General features: G+C 49.8%; 14 protein-coding genes. 2 read left to right on the forward strand and 12 right to left on the reverse strand.

What is annotated here, in order from left to right; genetic code table 11:
• Positions 1-41 precede the first annotated feature (41 nt).
• Positions 42-1,091 (forward strand): histidinol-phosphate transaminase, encoded by a 1,050-nt coding sequence (gene hisC / locus AC1S5B_RS26145; RefSeq protein WP_482038592.1) that lies wholly within the window; start codon positions 42-44, stop codon positions 1,089-1,091.
• A 29-nt stretch (positions 1,092-1,120) separates the two neighbouring features.
• On the opposite strand, the gene AC1S5B_RS26150 is transcribed toward hisC, so the two are convergent.
• From AC1S5B_RS26150 to AC1S5B_RS26170, 5 genes are all read right to left on the reverse strand, one after another.
• On the reverse strand, positions 1,121-2,008 hold the full coding sequence (locus tag AC1S5B_RS26150; protein WP_482038593.1) for a YihY/virulence factor BrkB family protein: 888 nt from the start codon (positions 2,006-2,008) through the stop codon (positions 1,121-1,123).
• A 106-nt stretch (positions 2,009-2,114) separates the two neighbouring features.
• Positions 2,115-4,013 carry an ABC transporter ATP-binding protein gene (locus AC1S5B_RS26155; RefSeq protein ID WP_482038594.1) on the reverse strand — a complete coding sequence of 633 codons (1,899 nt, stop codon included), beginning with the start codon at positions 4,011-4,013 and terminating at the stop codon, positions 2,115-2,117.
• A 150-nt stretch (positions 4,014-4,163) separates the two neighbouring features.
• Positions 4,164-6,470: a glycosyltransferase family 2 protein gene (locus AC1S5B_RS26160; RefSeq protein WP_482038595.1), complete on the reverse strand. Its 2,307-nt coding sequence runs from the start codon at positions 6,468-6,470 to the stop codon at positions 4,164-4,166.
• Positions 6,471-6,738: 268 nt separating this feature from the next.
• The gene (locus tag AC1S5B_RS26165; RefSeq protein ID WP_482038596.1) at positions 6,739-7,632 is read right to left on the reverse strand and encodes a DMT family transporter; all 894 of its coding nucleotides are present in this window, start codon (positions 7,630-7,632) and stop codon (positions 6,739-6,741) included.
• Between the two features lie 6 nt (positions 7,633-7,638).
• A complete protein-coding gene (locus tag AC1S5B_RS26170; RefSeq protein WP_482038597.1) occupies positions 7,639-8,598 on the reverse strand; it encodes an aldo/keto reductase in 960 nt (319 codons plus the stop codon).
• 212 nt (positions 8,599-8,810) lie between these two features.
• Here AC1S5B_RS26170 and AC1S5B_RS26175 point away from each other — a divergent pair, with 212 nt between their 5' ends.
• Complete coding sequence (locus AC1S5B_RS26175; RefSeq protein ID WP_482038598.1) at positions 8,811-9,509, forward strand: dienelactone hydrolase family protein; 699 nt, start codon at positions 8,811-8,813, stop codon at positions 9,507-9,509.
• Positions 9,510-9,534: 25 nt separating this feature from the next.
• Here AC1S5B_RS26175 and AC1S5B_RS26180 read toward each other — a convergent pair whose 3' ends face one another.
• From AC1S5B_RS26180 to AC1S5B_RS26210, 7 genes are all read right to left on the reverse strand, one after another.
• Positions 9,535-11,787: a PhoX family protein gene (locus AC1S5B_RS26180; protein WP_482038599.1), complete on the reverse strand. Its 2,253-nt coding sequence runs from the start codon at positions 11,785-11,787 to the stop codon at positions 9,535-9,537.
• A 167-nt stretch (positions 11,788-11,954) separates the two neighbouring features.
• Positions 11,955-12,953 (reverse strand): glycosyltransferase family 2 protein, encoded by a 999-nt coding sequence (locus AC1S5B_RS26185; protein ID WP_482038600.1) that lies wholly within the window; start codon positions 12,951-12,953, stop codon positions 11,955-11,957.
• 41 nt (positions 12,954-12,994) lie between these two features.
• Positions 12,995-15,802: a non-ribosomal peptide synthetase gene (locus tag AC1S5B_RS26190; protein WP_482038601.1), complete on the reverse strand. Its 2,808-nt coding sequence runs from the start codon at positions 15,800-15,802 to the stop codon at positions 12,995-12,997.
• A 513-nt stretch (positions 15,803-16,315) separates the two neighbouring features.
• Positions 16,316-17,050 (reverse strand): J domain-containing protein, encoded by a 735-nt coding sequence (locus tag AC1S5B_RS26195; RefSeq protein ID WP_482038602.1) that lies wholly within the window; start codon positions 17,048-17,050, stop codon positions 16,316-16,318.
• A 21-nt stretch (positions 17,051-17,071) separates the two neighbouring features.
• Positions 17,072-17,302, reverse strand: a complete 231-nt coding sequence (locus tag AC1S5B_RS26200) for a hypothetical protein (RefSeq protein ID WP_482038603.1) — start codon at positions 17,300-17,302, stop codon at positions 17,072-17,074.
• 10 nt (positions 17,303-17,312) lie between these two features.
• A complete protein-coding gene (locus AC1S5B_RS26205) occupies positions 17,313-18,380 on the reverse strand; it encodes an anthranilate phosphoribosyltransferase family protein (RefSeq protein WP_482038604.1) in 1,068 nt (355 codons plus the stop codon).
• A gap of 13 nt (positions 18,381-18,393) precedes the next feature.
• Positions 18,394-19,365: a LysR family transcriptional regulator gene (locus AC1S5B_RS26210; RefSeq protein ID WP_482038605.1), complete on the reverse strand. Its 972-nt coding sequence runs from the start codon at positions 19,363-19,365 to the stop codon at positions 18,394-18,396.
• Between the last annotated feature and the right edge of the window lie 68 nt (positions 19,366-19,433).

A 19,433-nucleotide genomic window follows, 5' to 3' on the forward strand; every position in this document is an offset into this window, starting at 1 on the left:
TAAAATAAAATTTTTGCGTCTTGGTCGCGCACCCTATTTCTATGACACACTACTTTCGCTCAACTGTAGAGGCTATGGCGGGTTACGTTCCTGGAGAACAACCCAAGCCCGGAACGAACATTATCAAACTCAATACAAATGAAAATCCCTATCCGCCTTCCGCCGCCGCCATGGAAGTACTGCGAACCTTGGATGGTGAGTTTCTCCGGCGCTATCCAAATCCCTTTGCCAATGACTTTCGCCAAGCAATTAGCGAAGTGCTGGAGGTTCCACTGGACTGGATCATTGTCGGGAACGGCAGCGACGACATCTTAAACATTTTGGTGCGTGCCTGTGCTGACCTCCAACGCAGCGTTGTCTATCCCATGCCCACCTATGTTCTCTATCGCACCTTGGCAGAGATTCAGCCTGCAAAAGTAGTCGAAGTTCCCTATCACGATGATTTTCGGTTACCTATTGAGGAACTCGTTGCCGCACAGGGAGCCATCACCTTCATTGCATCACCCAACAGTCCTTCGGGGCATACGGTGCCTACCGAAGATTTGCGAATTTTGGCATCAAAGCTCACGGGTGTGCTGGTGGTTGATGAGGCGTATGTAGATTTTGCTGATGAAACAGCGCTATCCCTTGTCAAAGAATTTGACAATGTAATGATTGTCAGAACGTTGTCCAAAGGCTATTCATTGGCAGGTCTACGGTTAGGCTTTGGCATTGCCAACCCAAGTTTGTTGAGCGGTTTATTTAAAGTCAAAGATAGCTACAATGTCGATGCGATCGCGTGTTTGATGGGTGCGGCAGCTATGCGCGATCAACCCTACAAAAATGAGTGCGTCGCCAAAGTCAAAGTATCTCGTGCCAAGCTGCTGCTAGATCTCAAACAGCTTGGTTTCCAGGTGCGCGACTCCCAAACGAACTTTCTGCTGGTTACTCCACCTAAAAGCAACGCGGGTGAACTGTATCTAGCCTTGAAAGAACGCGGAATTTTGGTACGTTATTTCAAACAGCCCGGACTCAATGACAAACTCCGAATTACCGTAGGCACAGAGTCTCAAAACCAAAGCCTGATCGAGGCACTGATTCACTTAGTTTAAAATCGCTAGGCTTGCTTAATCAGACAAAATCAGCCTTTTTCATCGATGGGAACTGCGTGTTTTGAGGGTCTTAAGGGCTTTCCTCGATATTTGGAATAGACCTGAGTAAACTCAGCGCCGATCAATAAAATTTGAGCAGAATAGAACACCCAAATTAGCACGACGACCAGTGAGCCAGCGGCTCCATAGGCTGAGCCAACGCTGCTGTTGCCTAGATATAATCCGATCGCTAACTTGCCAAGATTAAACAGAACGGCAGTAACGGCTGCACCCACCCAGAGGTTCTTCCAAGGGATTTCAACATCTGGCAAAAACTTATAAATAGAGGCGAACAGAACCGTGATTACGCCAAATGAGATTATAAAGTTAATCACTTGTCCCAGGATGGGAAGACCCGGCATTAAGTTATCAAAAAAGTGACTGACCGCTGCCAAAACGCTAGAAAGTACAAGAGAAACCAACAGTAAAAAACCAATCACCAAAACCATGGCGAAGGATAAGAATCGAGAGACTAGAAAACTCCGAATTCCCTGCCCTGGTTTGGGTTTAACTTCCCAAATGGTATTAAGGGCTGCTTGAAGTTGACCAAAGACTCCTGATGCTCCTAACATCAACAAGACAACTCCAACAATTGTGGCGATCGCGCCTCCATTGTTGGGTTTGCTGGCATTCTGAATCATTGCCTGAACGGCTTCTGCCCCCTCCTTGCCAACCAGTCCTTGGATTTGGCGAACCAGTTCTCCCCGTGCCGCTTCTTCGCCAAACACGGCTCCTGCGATCGCGATTGCAATGATCAGCAAGGGTGCCAAAGAAAACACGGTGTAATATGCCAATGCAGCGGCTAAAACGGGCACATTGTCCTCTTTCCATTCGGCGAATGTCCCTTTGATCAATCGCACGCCATCTTTAAGCCGCATGTTGTTTATCCAATACTTCTAGGCTCATAGTCAATCACAGTTTGCTGATTACGCATCCATCGGAGGAATGAAGATCGCGATCGCGTCCTAAGCACGAATGATTCAATTAATTCGCTGAAAAGCCGCGCTGGAGTTGGCGTTCTTGAATACGCTCTAGGCTGCCCGTGGGAATAGCGGAAATCAGTTGACGAGTGTAGTCTTGCTGCGGTTGACGATAGATGGTTTCAGCGGCACCGATTTCTTCGATCGCGCCTTTGTTCATCACCATGATGCGATCACTCATAAACTTGACCACGCTCAAATCATGGGAAATGAAAATATAGGTCAAATCGAGGTCGGGCTGATTTTGTAGCTCTTTCAGCAGATTCAGCACTTGCGCCTGCACCGACACATCCAACGCCGACACCGACTCGTCGCAAATGATGAACTTAGGATTGAGCGCCAAGGCACGGGCAATGCAAACCCGTTGGCGTTGTCCACCCGAAAACTCGTGGGGATACCGGTTCATAGCATCGGCAGTTAATCCCACTCGTTCCAGCAGTTCTTTGGCGCGGTGGCGCTGTTGTTCGCGATCGCTCGGCTTGCTGTGAATTTGCATTGGCTCCATGATCGCTGCGCCGACTGTCATGCGGGAATCAAGGGAGCTAAATGGATTTTGAAATACAATTTGCAGATCTTGCCGCACCCGGCGCAATGCTTTAGGCGTTAGCTGGGTTATGTCTTGTCCGTCAAAAACAATTTGCCCATCCATTGGCTTGATCAGTTGCAAAATAGTGCGCGCCAAAGTGGATTTGCCACAGCCCGATTCGCCGACTAATCCCAACGTTTCACCGGGATACACCTCGAAGCTGACATCATTCACTGCCATAAAGTAGCGCTTGGTTCGCCCAAAAATGCTGCGAATCGGAAAGCCCACCCGCAGATTTTTAACGGAGAGCAAGGGCGGCTTTTGCTTGAGATTGGCAAGCCGCTGAGTCATTTCGTCAGGGCTAACTTCTTGCGCCATCTGAAACGCCCGATTGATGTCGGTTTCGCGCTCTTCAATGATCATGTTGCCATCTGTACCCGTGCTGACCTGCATGAAATCGGAGACAGTGGGGAGTTTTCGCAGGCGGCGATCGAGTTGGGGACGGCAGGCAAGCAAGCCCTTTGTGTAAGGATGCTGTGGGTTAGAAAAGATCTGCCAGACGGGTCCTGCTTCGACAATTTTGCCCTGATACATGACGGCAACCTGGTCGGCAATTTCGGCAATGATGCCCAAGTCGTGGGTAATGAACATGATCGACATGCCCCGGCGATCGCCAATCTTTTCAGCTTGAGCATCGCGCAGATCGCGCAATAAATCTAAAATTGTTGCCTGAACCGTCACATCCAGCGCGGTCGTCGGTTCGTCAGCAATTAGCAGCGCCGGATCGCAGGAAATCGCCATGGCAATCATCACCCGCTGCATTTGTCCGCCGGATAGCTCATGGGGATAGCGATTCAGAAAAGCTGAAGTCAGGCGATCGCGCTCCCGTGGATTGCCGTTAAATTGCTCGTCCAGTTGATTATTGCTAGGCAACAGACGCACTTCTTGTAACCGGGCGATCGCTTCTTGCTCAGCCTCTTCCTTGGTTAAGCGCTTGTGCAGTCGGATCGCTTCCACCAGTTGAAACCCAACCGTATAAACCGGGTTCAAAGAAGTCATCGGCTCCTGAAAAATCATCGAAATTTCGCTACCGCGATAGTCTTCCAAGCGGCGATCGGATAGTTTTGCCAAATTTATGGGTTGCGATTGGTCGGTGCCCCAGAATAGAATTTCCCCGTTTGTCACCTTTCCGGGCGTAGGCACCAATCCCATGACTGCCAGAGAAGTCACCGACTTGCCCGAACCTGATTCGCCCACAATCCCCAAGGTCTGCCCCCGTTTCACCTCAAAAGAGATCCCCTTAACGGCTTCAACAGTGTTTCCATCGCTCTGGAATTGCACTTCCAGATTATTCACTTGCAAAACGGTGTCATTCATTAGGCGCAGGAACCAGAAGTTTATTGGATTTTAACAGTGTCTTAGCAGGTTTCGGGTTTCAGGTTTCGGGTTTCGAGCGTCGGGTTATTAAGTAACAGGTTTCAGAGTTGACTCATTTCCCTTTCTTTCCTTTTCCCTGACTCCTGACCCCTACCCCTTCGCCACCGCGATCGCCCGGACATCACTCCCCTGATCAAACAAAATTCGGGGCTTCAATAGAATGCCGAACAAAAGCAGCAGCGATCTAAACTCTCCAGGACTATTACGCCGTTTCCATTGTCCAGGTCGGCAAAATAGCATTTCTATTAATCGTCGATGATCAGGTTCAGGGAGGGCATCAAATTGGATTCGCACGGTTGAAAATTCATCCTGAGTATCGGTGCGAATTGCGGTGCCTTTGATCTGCAACGCTTCTTCTAAAATGTTGACTGTGACGGGCAGCGTTTCCTCTAAATCCAGGGATGGAAACCCGGTTTGAGTTAAGGAAACGTCTGTACCTCCTTCGGAAAACATGGTACTCACGCCCCAAAAGGTGGGATGGGGGACGTGGGATGTGTGGGGTGTGATTTGCACGGTGCGCCGCAGGTCAAACCAATCATAGGGATCGGGGCGTGGCACATCCAGCAAAATCAGCAGGGCAATGCCTAACATCAGCAGGTTATAGCTACTCCAAAGCCAGCCAATGCCCATGCCCTTAATCGATTCAGAGCGGGCAAGGGCTTCTAGGGGATCAGTCGGAGCCGCTGCCCAGCCGCCTTTGATCATGCACATGCCCAAGTTGCGCCAAAGGCTAATGGCGGTGATGATAAAAAATGAAATTAGGGGAATGGCGAGGTTCCAGTTATAGGAATAGCGATCGCTGGAGGTGCCCTTGGGCGTGACGTTGAAACCTCTAGAAAAAGGATTTAGCATGACTTGAATTACCGTCCAAGCTAGCGGCACTGCCAACACGAGCGAATAAATATCGGACAGGAGCGCTGAACGCGATCGGTAGTTTAGCCAGGAAAACACCGATAGCTGCACCACATAGTAGGGCAAAAAGAAATACAGCAGTTGCTCTTCTGTTGCCCGCACCGGAATCACGTTGAGAAAGGAATAGGCAAGGGGAATCACCAGAAATCCGACTCTTGAAAGGCTGGTAAACCAGTGGAGCAAGCCTTCTAGGTGTGCCAACCGCTGCAAGGGAGTGAGTCCTGGAATGGTCAAGGGATTGGATTCAATAAAAAAGGCTTGCAAAGTGCCCCGCGCCCAGCGCAATCGTTGAGTGGCATGGGCAGCCATGTTATCTGCCGCCAGTCCAGCGCTCAGCTTTTCATCTAGGTAGACCAGTTGATAGCCTTGGGCAGACAGGCGAATTCCCGTAAAGTAATCTTCGCTGAGGGATTCGGTGACAAAGCCGCCTGTGGCTTCTAAAGCGGTTCGACGCACGACAAACGAGGTGCCTGAACAAATGACGCTGCCTGCCGCATCTCGAATCGGCTGAATCTGGCGATAAAAAACTTCTTCTTCGGAAGTGAGGACGTTTTCTAACCCCAGGTTACGGGCGATCGGGTCGGGATTGTAAAAGCTTTGGGGGGTTTGCACCAGTGCCACGGATTCAGTTTGGAAGAAGCCAACGGTGCGGGTCAAAAAGTTGCGGGTTGGAATAAAATCAGCATCAAAGACAGCAATCAAATCGCTATTGGTTTGGGCAAAGGCATGGTTTAGGTTACCTGCTTTGGCATGGCGATTATCGGGTCGGGTTCTGTACTCACAGCCTAATTCGGCGGCTAGGCTACGAATTTCAGGACGGTGAGTGTCATCTAATAAATAGATTTGTTTGTTGTCATATTCCATTGCCTGACAGCCAATGATGGTGCGGCGCAGGACAAATTCTGGTTCGTTGTAAGTGGGGATAAAGACATCCACGGACGGCGTAAATTGCCCGGATATAACCGCGATCGCGTTCTGGTTCGCTTCCTCTTGGCGATCGCGGACTCGTAGCATTAACAAAAGCTGAATCGTGCTGCTTGCCAGCATCAACATTTCCAAAAGAAATAGTCCCAGGCTAAAAACGCCGTTAGTGGGATCGGCAAGGTTCAAGGTAGACAGCGATCGCCATAAAATGTAGCGTATCGTCAACACTAAAAGGCTGCTGACCACCACAATTCGCGCCCATCCTCGCGGTTGCGGAGAAATCCACATCACTCCCAACGTAATGACCAGCAGCAACACGGTTGGAACGAAAATGTAGTTCCCTGCCATCATCGGCACCTGCAACCACCAGGGGGGAGCTTTTTGCAGCGTATTCAGTTGGGCGAACAGCCGAGGAATTAATCCTTCCCCAGCGAACCAGGCAGCGCAAATTACTGCTGACAATCCAACGACGCTTAACAAAACGAGGGTAGCGGTTTGAGGGCGCACGATTCGTTGTCTCCGGTTTTTCAACCTTCGACGGACAGCTTGAGAAATCGCCATTTAATGCTGCTCCATCTGATTGAGAACTGAGTTGATTGTGAACGATTCTGCAAAAAATCACCGTGATCAAGGTCGGTGGTGAGCTTGCCTAGGTGCTTTAAAGGTGAAGGAATGGAGAGGTGAAGGAATGGAGAGGTGAAGGAATGGAGAGGTGAAGGAGTAGAGGCATGGCTACCCTCTTTCACCTCTTAAATTAACAGGCAGCTAGTGCCGACTTTTGCCATTGAGATATACGCTGTGCGATCGCAATTGGATCACTCCGATCGCATCACCTCACAAATAGAAGCCAAACACCTGTTAGGGCGATCGCGGCTCCAAAAACGGCTCTGAGGCTCACTTTTTCACCCGTGGCGATCGCAAAGGGGATGACAAATAAAGGGCTAGTAGCGGTGAGGGATTGGGCGATCCCGGTGGGTGCATATTTCAAGGAAATTTGCTGCAACCAAATGCCTAAATAGGTGCTGGCAAATGCTGCCATGATGACGATTCCCCATAGCTGCGGCGATCGCAGCGGTACCAGTTTTTGGGTTGGATGCGGTTGGGTTGACAACCAAATGAGTAGCACGAACGTCCCCGCTAGTAACCGTATCAAAGTACTCCACAAAGGCTCAACATCGGTTCCGGCTAAAGCGGCTCTTGAGAGTACTGCCCCAATTGCCTGCCCCACGGCTGCGACCAGACCCGCAATGATGCCGCGTAAGGGCGGGTGAGTCATTCCATTCGGGTGAGGCGATCGCTCCAGCACGACCCAAGTAACTCCGGCGATCGTTAGTCCAATGCCGAGCCACGCCAAGGGTGCCAATTGTTCCTGCAAAAAAATCAGCGCTAGAAGGGCACCCAAGGGCGGCGACAGGGATTCCAGCACTAATGCGCGTCGTGCCCCTAGGGAATTGAGGGCGGCAAAATAGGCGGTATCGCCCATGCCAATGCCGATCACGCCGCTAAGGAAGAGCAGCAGCACTGGCATCAGGCTAACGGTGGGTAGGAGCTTGCCGAGGAACAGCAGGGTTAGGAGTAAGAGCGCGATCGCAATTAGTCCCTTAACCAAATTCAGCACCAGTGGGGACAATTGCCGTCCTACTCCGGTATAAACGATGGACGCAGCCGCCCAAATAAACGCGGCACCGAGTGCTGCCACTTCTCCCTGAAAATCAGCCAACATCCTCGATCACCAGTTCCACATGACGGGATTGTCATCCAGGGGATCGGTGACAATTTGCCCGATCGCGCTAATCTCTGCCAAATCTTCTGGAGATAATTTCACATCGGCGGCGGTGGCATTAGCGATCGCCTGATCGGCATGACGCACCCCAGTGATTGCCTGGGTTTGGGGTTGGGCAATTAACCATGCTAAGGACAGATTGGCAAGACTGGTTTGATAGCGATCGGCGATCGGGCGCAGTTTTGCCAGGGCTTCTTGGGCGCGAACAAAATTTTCGCCTTGAAACAGCTTGTTTTTCGCGCGATTATCAGCGGGATCAAACTGGTGATTGGCTGAAAATTTTCCGGTGAGCAATCCTTGTGCCATGGGTGAGTAAGCAAGGATAGAAATTTGATTGGCGATGCAGTAGGGCATTGCGTCTTTTTCCACCGATCGCCAAAATAACGAATAAGCGGGCTGCAAGCTATCAATCCGTCCATATTGAGCCGCTTCTTCTAGCTGAACCCGCGAGAAATTAGACACGCCGATCGCCCGAATTTTGCCCTGCTGTTTCAAGTCATTCAGAGCGCGCATGGTTTCTGCGATCGGCACAATTTCACTGCCAAATGCTCCAGAGGGCCAATGAATTTGATACAGGTCAATGCGATCGGTTTTCAAATTTTTGAGCGAACTGTCGCAGGCAGCAATCACCTGGTCATATTTCAAATGATTGGCAAACACTTTGGTCATGTAAACCGCCTGTGAACGCACCTCTGCGAGGGCTTCCGCTACAATCTGCTCGGAGTGCCCTTGTCCATAGACTTCAGCCGTATCAACTGTGGTGATCCCCGCATCAAACGCTGCCCGAATTGCCTGAATCGTTTCAGCGTCTTCCACGCCCACCCACATACTTTTACCTGCTTGCCAGGTGCCTGTAATGATCGGCGTAATCTGAATTCCAGATGTCCCTAATTCTCGTGTTTCCATGCCGCTCATCCTTTAAGTGGAATGGTTAGAAGTCCCTTTTACTGTAGTAGCAAGCCGCAAAGGAAGAAACAACTTCTAGAAAAATATCTCTTGAGATAGATTCTGAGGTCTTGCTTTACGCTAAGTTTACTGTGGCTGTTTGTAGTCGTCATTGTTGCTTAAGCTACACGCATTCATTTATTCAGTGGAAATTATTCGGCAGAAAAATACTTATGACGGCTAAAAATATAATGATTTCCGCGATCGCCGACAGTTTTAGCGGATATTTGGCGATCCCAGCTTCCCCAACAGGTGCAGGAATTGTTCTGATCCAAGAGATTTTTGGGGTGAACTCCGTCATGCGGCAAATCGCCGATTCCTATGCTGAAGTAGGTTACTTTGCCCTCGTGCCCGATCTGTTTTGGCGGCTGGAACCCAATGTAGATCTTGATCCGCAATATGAAGATCAACTCGCTCAAGCGTTTGATCTTTATCAGCGCTTTGATGTGGATCAAGGCATGGAAGATCTACAGGCATCCCTCACTTTCCTGCGGCACTATCCGGGCTGTAGCGGCAAGGTGGGCAGCGTTGGATTTTGCTTGGGCGGTAAACTGGCGTACTTGATGGCAACCCGCACGGATGCCGACTGCAACGTCAGCTATTACGGCGTGGCGATCGAAAGCAGTTTGGCAGAAGCCGCAACCATTCAAAATCCGCTGATCTTGCATCTTGCCGAAAATGACGAATTTGTTGCGCCCGAAGTGCAGGCAACGATTCAGCAAGCTCTGAAGGAGAATCCATTGATCACGATCTACAGTTATGCCGGGGTCAGCCATGCCTTTGGTCGGGTGGATAGCGCCGCTTACCGTGCAGAAGCCGCAGAACTATCACGCGATCGCACTTTGGCGTTTTTACAGCAGCACTTGAGCTAGATCGGTCTTACTCCTGGCGAACTGTCTAGGACATCACCTGATTGGAAGGAGGATAAATGGCGACCACGGAGGGTTTGGGTGGATCGTTGGCTTGTTTGCTGGGCCAATTTGACCCGATCGGAACTTTGCGAGTTTGCATGAATTCTTTGCCGTCGGTAGTCTGCATGGCAAACTGCCGCATTTCGGCTGCCATATCTTTGCGGATGCCGTTGACTTCGCCGGGATGCTGAATGGATAGGAACAAGGCGCGATTCGTTCCACGATCCCCAAGGGAATCGCCCGATGCAAAGCATAGCCCTGTCGTTTCACAATCCATTGGCGCAGTGCCAAATAAATGAGGCTGCCCTGCTGCTTCGCCGGACTGGGGAATATACCAAATGCCATTGTTACCGTAGATGCCGCGCAGACTAGAAGGGGTGACGGGCACTCCGTTTGGTTCGCGACGGTTCGCAGGGACTTCTCGATTCAGCTTGTCAGAAGACATATCATTCATCATCCAGAGATTGCCCTGACTATCGAAGGCGAGGTTGTCAGGGTTGGAAAACCCTTGTCCGCCGATCGCCACTTCGCCACCCGTTGCCGCCATTTTCCAGGTAAACGTGTTCGCATCAGGTTCGTTGCCCGCTTCCGCCAGTTGCATAATCCAACCAAATTCGTAAGCCGTGCTGCCATCGGGACCTTTGAAAATCCGACTATCAGGACTGCCATCGTCTTTGCTAATGCCACCAGAGGTAAAAGCAACGAAAAGGGAACCATCGGGGGCGATTTTGGTATCTTCTGGACGCGCAGTGCAGGTTCCGCCTACGGCATTTGCCGCAAAGTGAGCATCAATCAGAATTGCGCCCTGCTTTTCAGTTTCACTGCCTAGGTAGAGATCGCCTAAAGTCTTATGCTTTTTCTGAAATGCTGCAATTTGGGCATCGTCATCGGCTTTGAAAATGCCGCCTGCGGGACGTTGGGGCAAGGGCAGCATGGCTCCGCTGAGAAAGGAGGGTAGAGTGGGGGCGATCGCGGTGGTAGGTGCTAAGGGAATCCAGCGTCCGGTGCCATCTGCCTGAAACTGGGCAACATAGAGCATTCCGTCATTGAGTAGCTTGGAGTTGGCTTTATCTTTGGGATCGGTGACAGCGGCTTTACTGACAAATTTGTAGAGGTGTCCACCCCGGCGATCGCAGCCCGAATAAAACGCCAGTGGTTTGCCTGTCACCACTCGCACGCCCACGGCTTCATGGCGATAGCGCCCTAGCCAAGTGTGCTTGGTGCCATAGTCGTTGGGATTGGCGGGATCAAGCTCCACGATCCAGCCGTACTTGTTACCCGCCAGCCCAAACACGTTGCCCAGACCCGTCAGTTCTTCATCGGTAATGTTAAAGGGGCGATCGCCGGGATCAAAAGAAGTGCCATCGGCATAGACAGGCTCCGGAATTTGCACTTGCACGTTTTCTTCAGCGCTGAATACGGTGCCCCAAGGCGTGGTTCCACCCGCGCAGTTTTGAAATGTGCCAATAATTTTATCGCCTAGTTTATCGATGTAGCCCTGTCCTTTCGTTTTTTGGAAAATGGCAACGGCTGGACCCGTGGTTTTGAGGTAGCGCCCATCTTCCAAGCCAGAAATTCCGGTGATGCGGCGTTCAGCGGCAGACTGTGATCGGGTCCATTTTCCGCCCGGCGATCGCCGCAGGGCAATCACTCCCACGCCTTGATCAATCAAGCCTTCTTTGCAAATTGTTTTTACCTGTTCTTTAATCGGATTTCCATCCGGCAGGGCGTAAGCATTCAACCCCGGCATCTGATCTCCCTTGATCGCGTTCGTGGCAGCTTTTACGGCTTGATCCACTGCCTGAAATGGCAAAGATTTACCAATCACTTGCTCGTAGGCTTGCTGCCAAGGAACCGCGCTAATGTACTCAAAATTCACCGACATCAGAGCGGCATTGGGGCTAGTTTCAACCAGTGCTAGGTAGTCGTTGTTATAGCCAAAGCGCGAGTCGCCCACTTTATCGCCCCACGAGGCAATCACATCATAGGTAAATCCTTCTGGTAATACTAAATCGTCTATGACTTCGTACTGGCTAAATTCAGTCATCTGGCGATCGCTGGCTAAGGCATTCACCGCTAGCGGCATCGGTCCTTTCACGGGCTGAAACGCTAACTTCGCCCCAGGACTAAAGGTAGAACCGCCACTCGTTGAGGATTGCTGCCCCGGACGAATGCCACAGGCGGCAGTGGTCGCCGTAGCACCTAGAAAAATCAGAAAGTGTCTGCGATTGAACGTCATATTAGAGTGCTTAAAGTGCCGCTTTGTGACGAATCTAACGCGATCGCTTTAAGACTCGGTTAATGATGTCATTTTTGTCTATATATATTCTGGAGTTTAGGTAGTTGACAGATCCATTAGGCACGTGCCTCTACTCTAAACGGTTTGTAAGACATAGGGAGACGAAATTAGTGATGCTCTGGAATGCCATGATTTAAGACTGCGCTGTTCCGTACAAAGTCTTGCAGTAGAGAAGGGGGATCAGAATCAGGCTTGCGTTGAATCAGTCTGCGACCGCGCCAAGAGACAAACCCTAAAAACCAAGCAGTATCCGCGATCGCGGCATACCAGCGACCATAGTTTTTAACGAAGTACCGACGGCGTGAATTAAACCAGTACTGTGGTAAACGTTTGGGCTGAGTGTGGGGAGTCGTAACCCCAGTGCTTTGTCCAGCAAGGTGCATGACATGGCTAGTGGGCACATACCAGCATTCCCAGCCGTGACGAGCAGCTTGCAAACAAAAATCGGTTTCTTCGTAATACAGAAAATACCCTTCATCCATTAAACCGATCGCCTCAAAAACTTCTCGGCGAATCAGCATACTTGCTCCGGGTAGCCAATCCATTTTTTGTGGTTGATCGGTCATCACCTGAGCCACTTTCCAAGGAGACAACACTTTAGACACCAAACTCAAGCGAAACCCATTTTCAAGCTCACTCAGAATGCTAGGAAAGCGAAACGCAATGGGCCAAACTGTGCCATCGGGTTCTTCAAAGCGGCCACCACAAATCCCAACTTTATCGTGAGCTTGCATAAACTCCAGTAAAGCATGGAGCGCTCCAGACCGAATTTCAGTATCCGAGTTAAGCAACCAAATGTAGTCGGGTGGATGTTCTGAGACAAGTACGGGACGAATGGCAACGTTATTCCCATAGGAAAATCCACCATTGTGATTGGATGGTAACAGCGTTGCCCACTGATTCCAGCCTTCGATATCGATCGCGGCTTGAATCTGCTCTACCGATCCATCCTCAGAAGCGTTGTCTACTACCACAACGCGTATGTTGGGTAGAGAGGGAATATCAGAGGCAAGCGATCGCAAACAATTGATGGTTAGGATCGGGGTGCGGTAGTTGACGATCGCGACCAACACAGAACAGGTTTGAGTGGGTTGAGATAGTGTCATTGCTAAATTAGCCAGCATAGTTATCAGAAGAAGTCAAAATATCATTTGAAAACATGAGCATTTGAATTATTCAAGTAGGTTTGTAGAATATCAGTGATTACCTGCACATGAGGCACTTGTAACATGCTGGAGTGTCCTCCTGGAACATCATAAACATCCACCTTTTGAGTGACATGTTGTCCCCAACCCAACTCTGGATCAGAGTAGATTTCCTGATAGGGATAATCATCGCCTTCTCCTCGCGTGGCCCGAAACAGCACTAAACGCCCATCCAGCTTTATAGTTTGAGCATACTCAGCTTCAGCAAATAGATACATCTTGCGGACAGGAATATGATTGAGAAATCGGGGAGGAGTTTGCTGCTGATCTAGGTAGTGGCGGAAGAGGCGCAATTTGGTCGTATCCAGATTGCGTTGCCAGAAAGAGGTCACCTCGTAGTGGAGTAAATTTCTGGCTTTCTTGATTAAGGTAGCTCCCCTACGAAGCAGGTTGAGCAGCGTGATTGATTGATCCTGACTCATTGCTTTGGCAAGGCGATCGCGGCGTTGATTTTGAATCCATTGAGATCGATCTAGACCAGGATAAACTGCATCAAACAGAGCAACCATTGACACTATCTGCCCTTGTTGTTGTAACTGACAAGCCACTTCGTAAGCCAGGAGTCCCCCTGCACACAGTCCACCCAAGTGATAGGGGCCCTCCGGTTGCACCGAGCGAATTTTCTGCAAGTAATCGGCTGCCATATCCGCAATCCGAGTGTGCAAGATGGGGTGGTTTGCATCGAAGTGGGGCTGAATGCCGTAGATCGAACGGTCTGGATCGAGTTGATGGGCAAGGGTGCGATATAGCAACGTTTCGCCGTCCCCATCATGAATCAAGAAAAAGGGTGGCTTGTTTCCTCCCGATCGCAGCAACACGAGCGATTCTACTTGAACTGATTGAGACAGCACTGCTGCAAGTTGGGAGATCGTGGGTGCTTGCAGCAAAATCGATAGGGGGAGATTGACTCCAAACACTTGAAAAATTTGATTCGATAGTCGCGCCACCAGCAGAGAATGACCACCCAACTCAAAGAAATTGTCGGTGATCCCAATACCATGAATGCCCAAAATTTCTTCCCAAATTTCCACCAATTGGGTTTCAGTGGCAGTCGTGGGAGCCACGATCGCTCGATCTTCTGCTAGGTCTATCGACTGCGAAGCAGGTAATGCTTGCCGATCCACCTTACCGTTGGGCGTGGTGGGAAAAGTCTCCAGCCTCACAAAAGCGGTTGGAATCATGTAATCTGGCAGTCTCTGTTGCAGAAAGCTCCGCATCTCACCTGAATTGAATCCCTGGTTACAATGCAATTTCAAGTAGGCAACCAAACAAGAATTTCCAGTATGATCGTCCTGCGCCAGCACGATCGCCTGTTGAATCGGCGCAAATTGCTCTAACTGAACCTCGATCTCGGATAATTCAATCCGAAAACCTCGCACTTTCACTTGAAAGTCATAGCGCCCCAAAAATTCTAGATTGCCATCGGGTAAACACCTCACTCGATCGCCCGTTTTATACAAACGCGACTGAGGATCATCGCTAAAGGGGTTTGGGACGAACCGATCAGCCGTTTGATCTGGCAAGTTAAGATACCCATTTGCAACTCCTCGCCCGCCAATGTAGAGTTCCCCACACTCGCCTTGAGGCACAAGCTCTAAATTCCCAGTCAAAATATGAACTTCAGTATTGGCGATCGCTTTGCCAATGGGAATTTCACCTTGATCTGGATCATAGTTTGCCGCGATCGGATCATAAAGGGTAGCAGTAACCGTTGTTTCGGTAGGACCATAGCCATTGAGCCAGCGTGGATAATGTCCGACGAGTTTGCGCCACTGAGCATAGACAGAGCGAGCAGGTTTTTCCCCTCCCACTGCGACAAGCCGGACGCTAGCCGGAACAGTTCGTTCCAACAATGCCATGCCATTCACCCACTCATGCCAGAAGGCAACGGGTAGCAAGAGAATAGTGATGTTCTGCTGTTCCACAAATTGAAGAAAATGGTGGGTGGAAGCTAAAACGTCCTCAGATCGGAGGATAACGGTCGCGCCGCTAACCAAGGCTGGATACAGTTGCTCCACGGTGACATCAAAACTCATGCTGGAAAATTGGAGGACGCGATCACGATCGCTGATCTCAAAGGCGCGCGTAATTGCCCGACTATGGTTGACGACCCCCCGATGAGGCACCATTACTCCTTTGGGCAATCCAGTAGATCCAGAGGTATAAATCACGTAGGCAGGCTGATCCTCTGTGATACAAACATTTGGATTACTAACACTAAAGGATGAAATGAACCGCCAGTCTGAGTCTAAACTGATGACCGATGCGGTGTGATGAGGTAACGAATCAACCAAACTTTGTTGGGTGAGAATGAACCGTGCTTGCACATCTCGAAGTTGATACGCCCGTCGTTCTGCTGGGTACGCCGGATCGATCGGTACGTAAGCTCCACCAGCTTTAAGCACGCCTAAATAAGCGATCACCATTTCCAAACTGCGGTGCGTGGAAATTACGACCAATTCTTGAGGGTGTAACCCTTGATATAGTAGATAGTGAGCCAGTTGGTTTGCTCGCTGATTCAACGTTTCATAGGTTAGGTGTTGACCGTCAAACGAAAGGGCGATCGCGTTGGGCGTGCTGTCAACTTGGGCTTCAAACCATTGATGAATACCTTGAATAGATTCATTCCACTTCTGGGCAACTACTGGCGAGTTTGGTGGACTATGGAGTTGAGTAGATAGAGCAAGTCGCTTAGAAGCTGAATAATTAAGCTCTTGCAACGGAGACGATGAGTGTATAGCTTGAATCATTGCGGTTTCAAATCCCTAAAAACGACAAATCCGCATACTTTCTATGAAGAAAAACTAGGCTGATTTTGGCAATCACTTGTCTTATCTAGGAAACTTCTAGTCGAAGGATTCTATGTAATTCCATCTAAGAACTGTATAAAATTACACTGTAATAAGTTTCTAGAAGTTTTATGGTTGTCCGTATAAGCGCATCATTAGAACCTTTTAGATTAGATTTTCATGGATGCAAAACGTAGCATTCGCTACATTGGTTCTAAACCATAGAAGACAGTAATCTTAATTTGTTGAAGAAATTAGTTGGGCTTAAATAGAGCTAGTGTAAAAACACTGGTATTTGTTAAATTTGACTTTCTTAATTTAGTTTTATCTGTATAAAAAATCAGTAAATACAACTAGTTGTTCATGAAGCTTGTGTAAAACCTGAGTGCAAAGCGAGGTGGTAGCTTGGCAAAGCTGGAGCGCACGCTGTCAATTTTTGTCTAAAAAGCTGCTGGAGTTTAAGTCGGCGGCTCGTTATGCGATCGCCCGCACCACTGCCTGGGCATCTCGCAGTAAGCCTTTGGCAATCCGAAAAAGCTCTTGCCCAGTGTGCAAATAGTCTTCATCGTAGTTTGCCGTGAAATACTCTAGCTGTTCGATGCCATCCTCCACACGATTGAGGCAATAGAAGAGATGTTCTGCCGCCCCGGCAACGCTGGCAGGATTAGGCAGGGAACGAAAGACTTTTTCGGCTTGCAGCAGCCAATCTTGACAGTCTTCTAAATAAAGCTGAAAGTCCCGCATCAGTTCATCATCAAACGGATCGGCGGATAAATCATTAATCTCATCTTTGAGCGGATCTAAGATTTCGCGGATCAGCCGATTTACGGGCGTGTAAACCAGTTTGAGCCATTGATCTAGGTCAATATCGGCTTGCTGTCCAGTTTTTTGCTGCTTACGATAGTGCGCTTGGGCGGCAGCGGCTTGCTGTTGGCGTTGTTGTTTGGAACCGTGTCCACTGGTTGAGGTAAAGTCCGCTGCATCTATTTGAGTGCGGTAAAGACGCAACTGATCATAGGATCGGCGGTTGTGCGGATCGCCCAAAACCTCGTAGGCGGCGTTTACCTTGGTTATTTTTTCGTGATTACTGATGCTGCGGTTGCGATCGGGATGAAAAAGCTTAGCAAGGCGGCGATACGCCTGCTTGATTTCTGCCTGGGTTGCCGTTGGGCTGACTTCCAGTATGCGGTAGTGATCGGGTTCTGCCATGCAAGTATTCTATCGCACTTGCTAGAACACCAAAATCATACCCTGTATTGCTTTCTGCTGATTTATGCAGATGAAAATTACGACAATACCGTTGATATTTGTTAGGGTTTCCCGACCAAAGCTGGAGCAGTGGTTCATTTCAAGGAAAGATGGGGATTGAATCAACGCTTGATCTTGGAATACGGTTGAAGATTCATGGCATTGCTCTTTATGAGGAGGCAGCGATCGCTCTTTGAGAATTGTTGCCAGCAAGAGAACCAGGCTAACGAATGACGGCGATCGCGGCGGTTGCTTGCTGAAGCGCTTGCAGCGTTTGCTTTGCCTGTCCGGTGGTCAATAATACTTCTGCTTGGGTCAGGCCTACTTGGATGGAAGGGCAGATACCGGAACGCCACAAGTAAAAGCCGCCGTTCCACAGCGCCGATTTCATTAGCTCCGATGGCTGTCCTGCTAAAACAGACTGCATTGCAGCAATTGCGTCTTCAGGATTGCCTAACAGAACATTGGCTCCCTCAAATCCAAACTCTCGCGGTGGCAAACACAGGCGTTCTAGCTCCACTTCACCCTCAGTATTCACAGAACCCAATCCGATGATCGCGGTTCGTTCTCTGGGCAAATCGCAGCTTCCTTCAAGCCCTTTGACCGTGGTAAATCGGCTGACGCGCCGTAGGGCAAAAGCTTCCTGAAACCTAGTCTCAGTGGGGGGATGCACAAACCCAGACACAACGTGGGCATTGCCAGCATAGGGGCACCACATCAACTCCATCGTGGCAAAAGGTGGACGTTTGCCAATTTGCTCGCGATAAGGCACGAGTCCTTGAGCGAGGGGAAAATGAGTGGGAAGATGGACAAAGCCAATGCCAGTTTGCTCAAAGGTGGCTTGCATCTGAGCTAGGGGCATTGTCCAATCGATGCTTAATCCTTGCCAAAAGAGCATTAATGGATCTCCTTCTTTTGTCGGCATGCGATCGCCCCCGTGCAGCACTACCGGACATCCGGCTGCCGCCAAGATCAAAGCCGTCAGCAGCACAATGGGCATCGTGCGCGTTCTGCCGTCATAGGGCATTCCAAACACCATCGTGGGGTGGGAAGTGGCGATCGCCTGCAACATGGGACCCAATTCTTCGTAAGCATCTAGCATTCCTGCCAGTTCTTCTCCAGTGGGGCGACGAATCCGATGGGCAATCATAAACGCGCCAATTTGAGCCGGGGTTGCCTCTTGCAACAACATCATTCGGGTAGCGGCGTGGGCTTCTATCCGCGTTAGATTGTGTCCTGTATGAGGACCACTGCCAATCTTGCGGAGCAGTTCTCTAAAGGCATGGCTCATAGTGTTCTCTCAATTAAGCGTCACGACCGACAGGTTCAAGAGGTAAAACAGCGGCAGCTTGGGCAAGGTGATCAACGACCAAGTTAAAAAAGTGTTGAATCGGTGGAATTTGCAGGCGATCGCGGGTGGTCACCATGACGACCTGCCGCGTTAAGGGTGGATCAGTCAACGACTCTGTACCAACGCTACTATAGCCCGATGCAATTGGACGCACTGCCAAAGCGGGATCGGTGTAGGCATCGGTTAACGCTGATTCAGGCAATAGCGCCACCAATTCACCCTGGCGAACAATGCCTCTAAATGCATCGGGAGTGTTTAGTTCTAACACCGCTTTAAGCGTTGCGCCGCGTCGTTCAAACTGTTCTTGAACAATACGCTGCATTCCATACCCATCTTTAAACACAACTTGAGGGTATTGCGTCAGTTCTGACCAGGGAATCGCGGCATAGGCAGCAAGGGGATGCCCTGCGGCGATCAATACTTTGATAGGCTCTTCATAAAGTACCTGCACGACCATTTCAGGACTCAGGGTTAAAAAGCGATTGTTCATGACGATCGCCAAATCGACTAAGCCATCTTTCAACACTTTGAGAGAGCGATCGCTACCCAACGCGGTCACGCGCAGTTGCACATCGGGATACTCTCGACAAAACTGCTGCAAAACGGGCGGCAAATGATGAGAGCAGATGGAATGAATCGCCGCCACACAAAGCTCTGGCTGTTTTCCTGCCATTAACTGAGCCACATCCTGCGTTGCATTTTGCCATTCCTGACAAATTTTTTTGGCACGGGGCAATAGCAAGTTGCCCGCAATCGTCAGCTTTGACTGAGCCGTGCGATGAAACAAGGGCGCACCCAAATCGGTCTCTAGAGCCTGAATTTGGCGGCTAATGGCAGATTGGGTCACACCACAACATTGAGCAGCTTTTTGAAAACTACCCGTTTCTGCGACGGCTAAAAATGCTTGCAACTGTTCTAAACGCATGAAATCCGTGTAATGGGGGTCACACTTCTAAGCTTGAAGCGACCTTATCGGATTCTTGCCAGCGACTT

The sequence above is a fragment of the Leptolyngbya sp. CALU 1928 genome (genome assembly GCF_056784215.1).

Coding starts and splice junctions, on each gene's coding strand:
- hisC (WP_482038592.1), top strand. CDS start 42: ATGACACACTACTTTCGCTCAACTGTAGAGGCTATGGCGGGTTACGTT.
- AC1S5B_RS26150 (WP_482038593.1), bottom strand. CDS start 2,008: ATGCGGCTTAAAGATGGCGTGCGATTGATCAAAGGGACATTCGCCGAA.
- AC1S5B_RS26155 (WP_482038594.1), bottom strand. CDS start 4,013: ATGAATGACACCGTTTTGCAAGTGAATAATCTGGAAGTGCAATTCCAG.
- AC1S5B_RS26160 (WP_482038595.1), bottom strand. CDS start 6,470: ATGGCGATTTCTCAAGCTGTCCGTCGAAGGTTGAAAAACCGGAGACAA.
- AC1S5B_RS26165 (WP_482038596.1), bottom strand. CDS start 7,632: ATGTTGGCTGATTTTCAGGGAGAAGTGGCAGCACTCGGTGCCGCGTTT.
- AC1S5B_RS26170 (WP_482038597.1), bottom strand. CDS start 8,598: ATGGAAACACGAGAATTAGGGACATCTGGAATTCAGATTACGCCGATC.
- AC1S5B_RS26175 (WP_482038598.1), top strand. CDS start 8,811: ATGACGGCTAAAAATATAATGATTTCCGCGATCGCCGACAGTTTTAGC.
- AC1S5B_RS26180 (WP_482038599.1), bottom strand. CDS start 11,787: ATGACGTTCAATCGCAGACACTTTCTGATTTTTCTAGGTGCTACGGCG.
- AC1S5B_RS26185 (WP_482038600.1), bottom strand. CDS start 12,953: ATGACACTATCTCAACCCACTCAAACCTGTTCTGTGTTGGTCGCGATC.
- AC1S5B_RS26190 (WP_482038601.1), bottom strand. CDS start 15,802: ATGATTCAAGCTATACACTCATCGTCTCCGTTGCAAGAGCTTAATTAT.
- AC1S5B_RS26195 (WP_482038602.1), bottom strand. CDS start 17,050: ATGGCAGAACCCGATCACTACCGCATACTGGAAGTCAGCCCAACGGCA.
- AC1S5B_RS26205 (WP_482038604.1), bottom strand. CDS start 18,380: ATGAGCCATGCCTTTAGAGAACTGCTCCGCAAGATTGGCAGTGGTCCT.
- AC1S5B_RS26210 (WP_482038605.1), bottom strand. CDS start 19,365: ATGCGTTTAGAACAGTTGCAAGCATTTTTAGCCGTCGCAGAAACGGGT.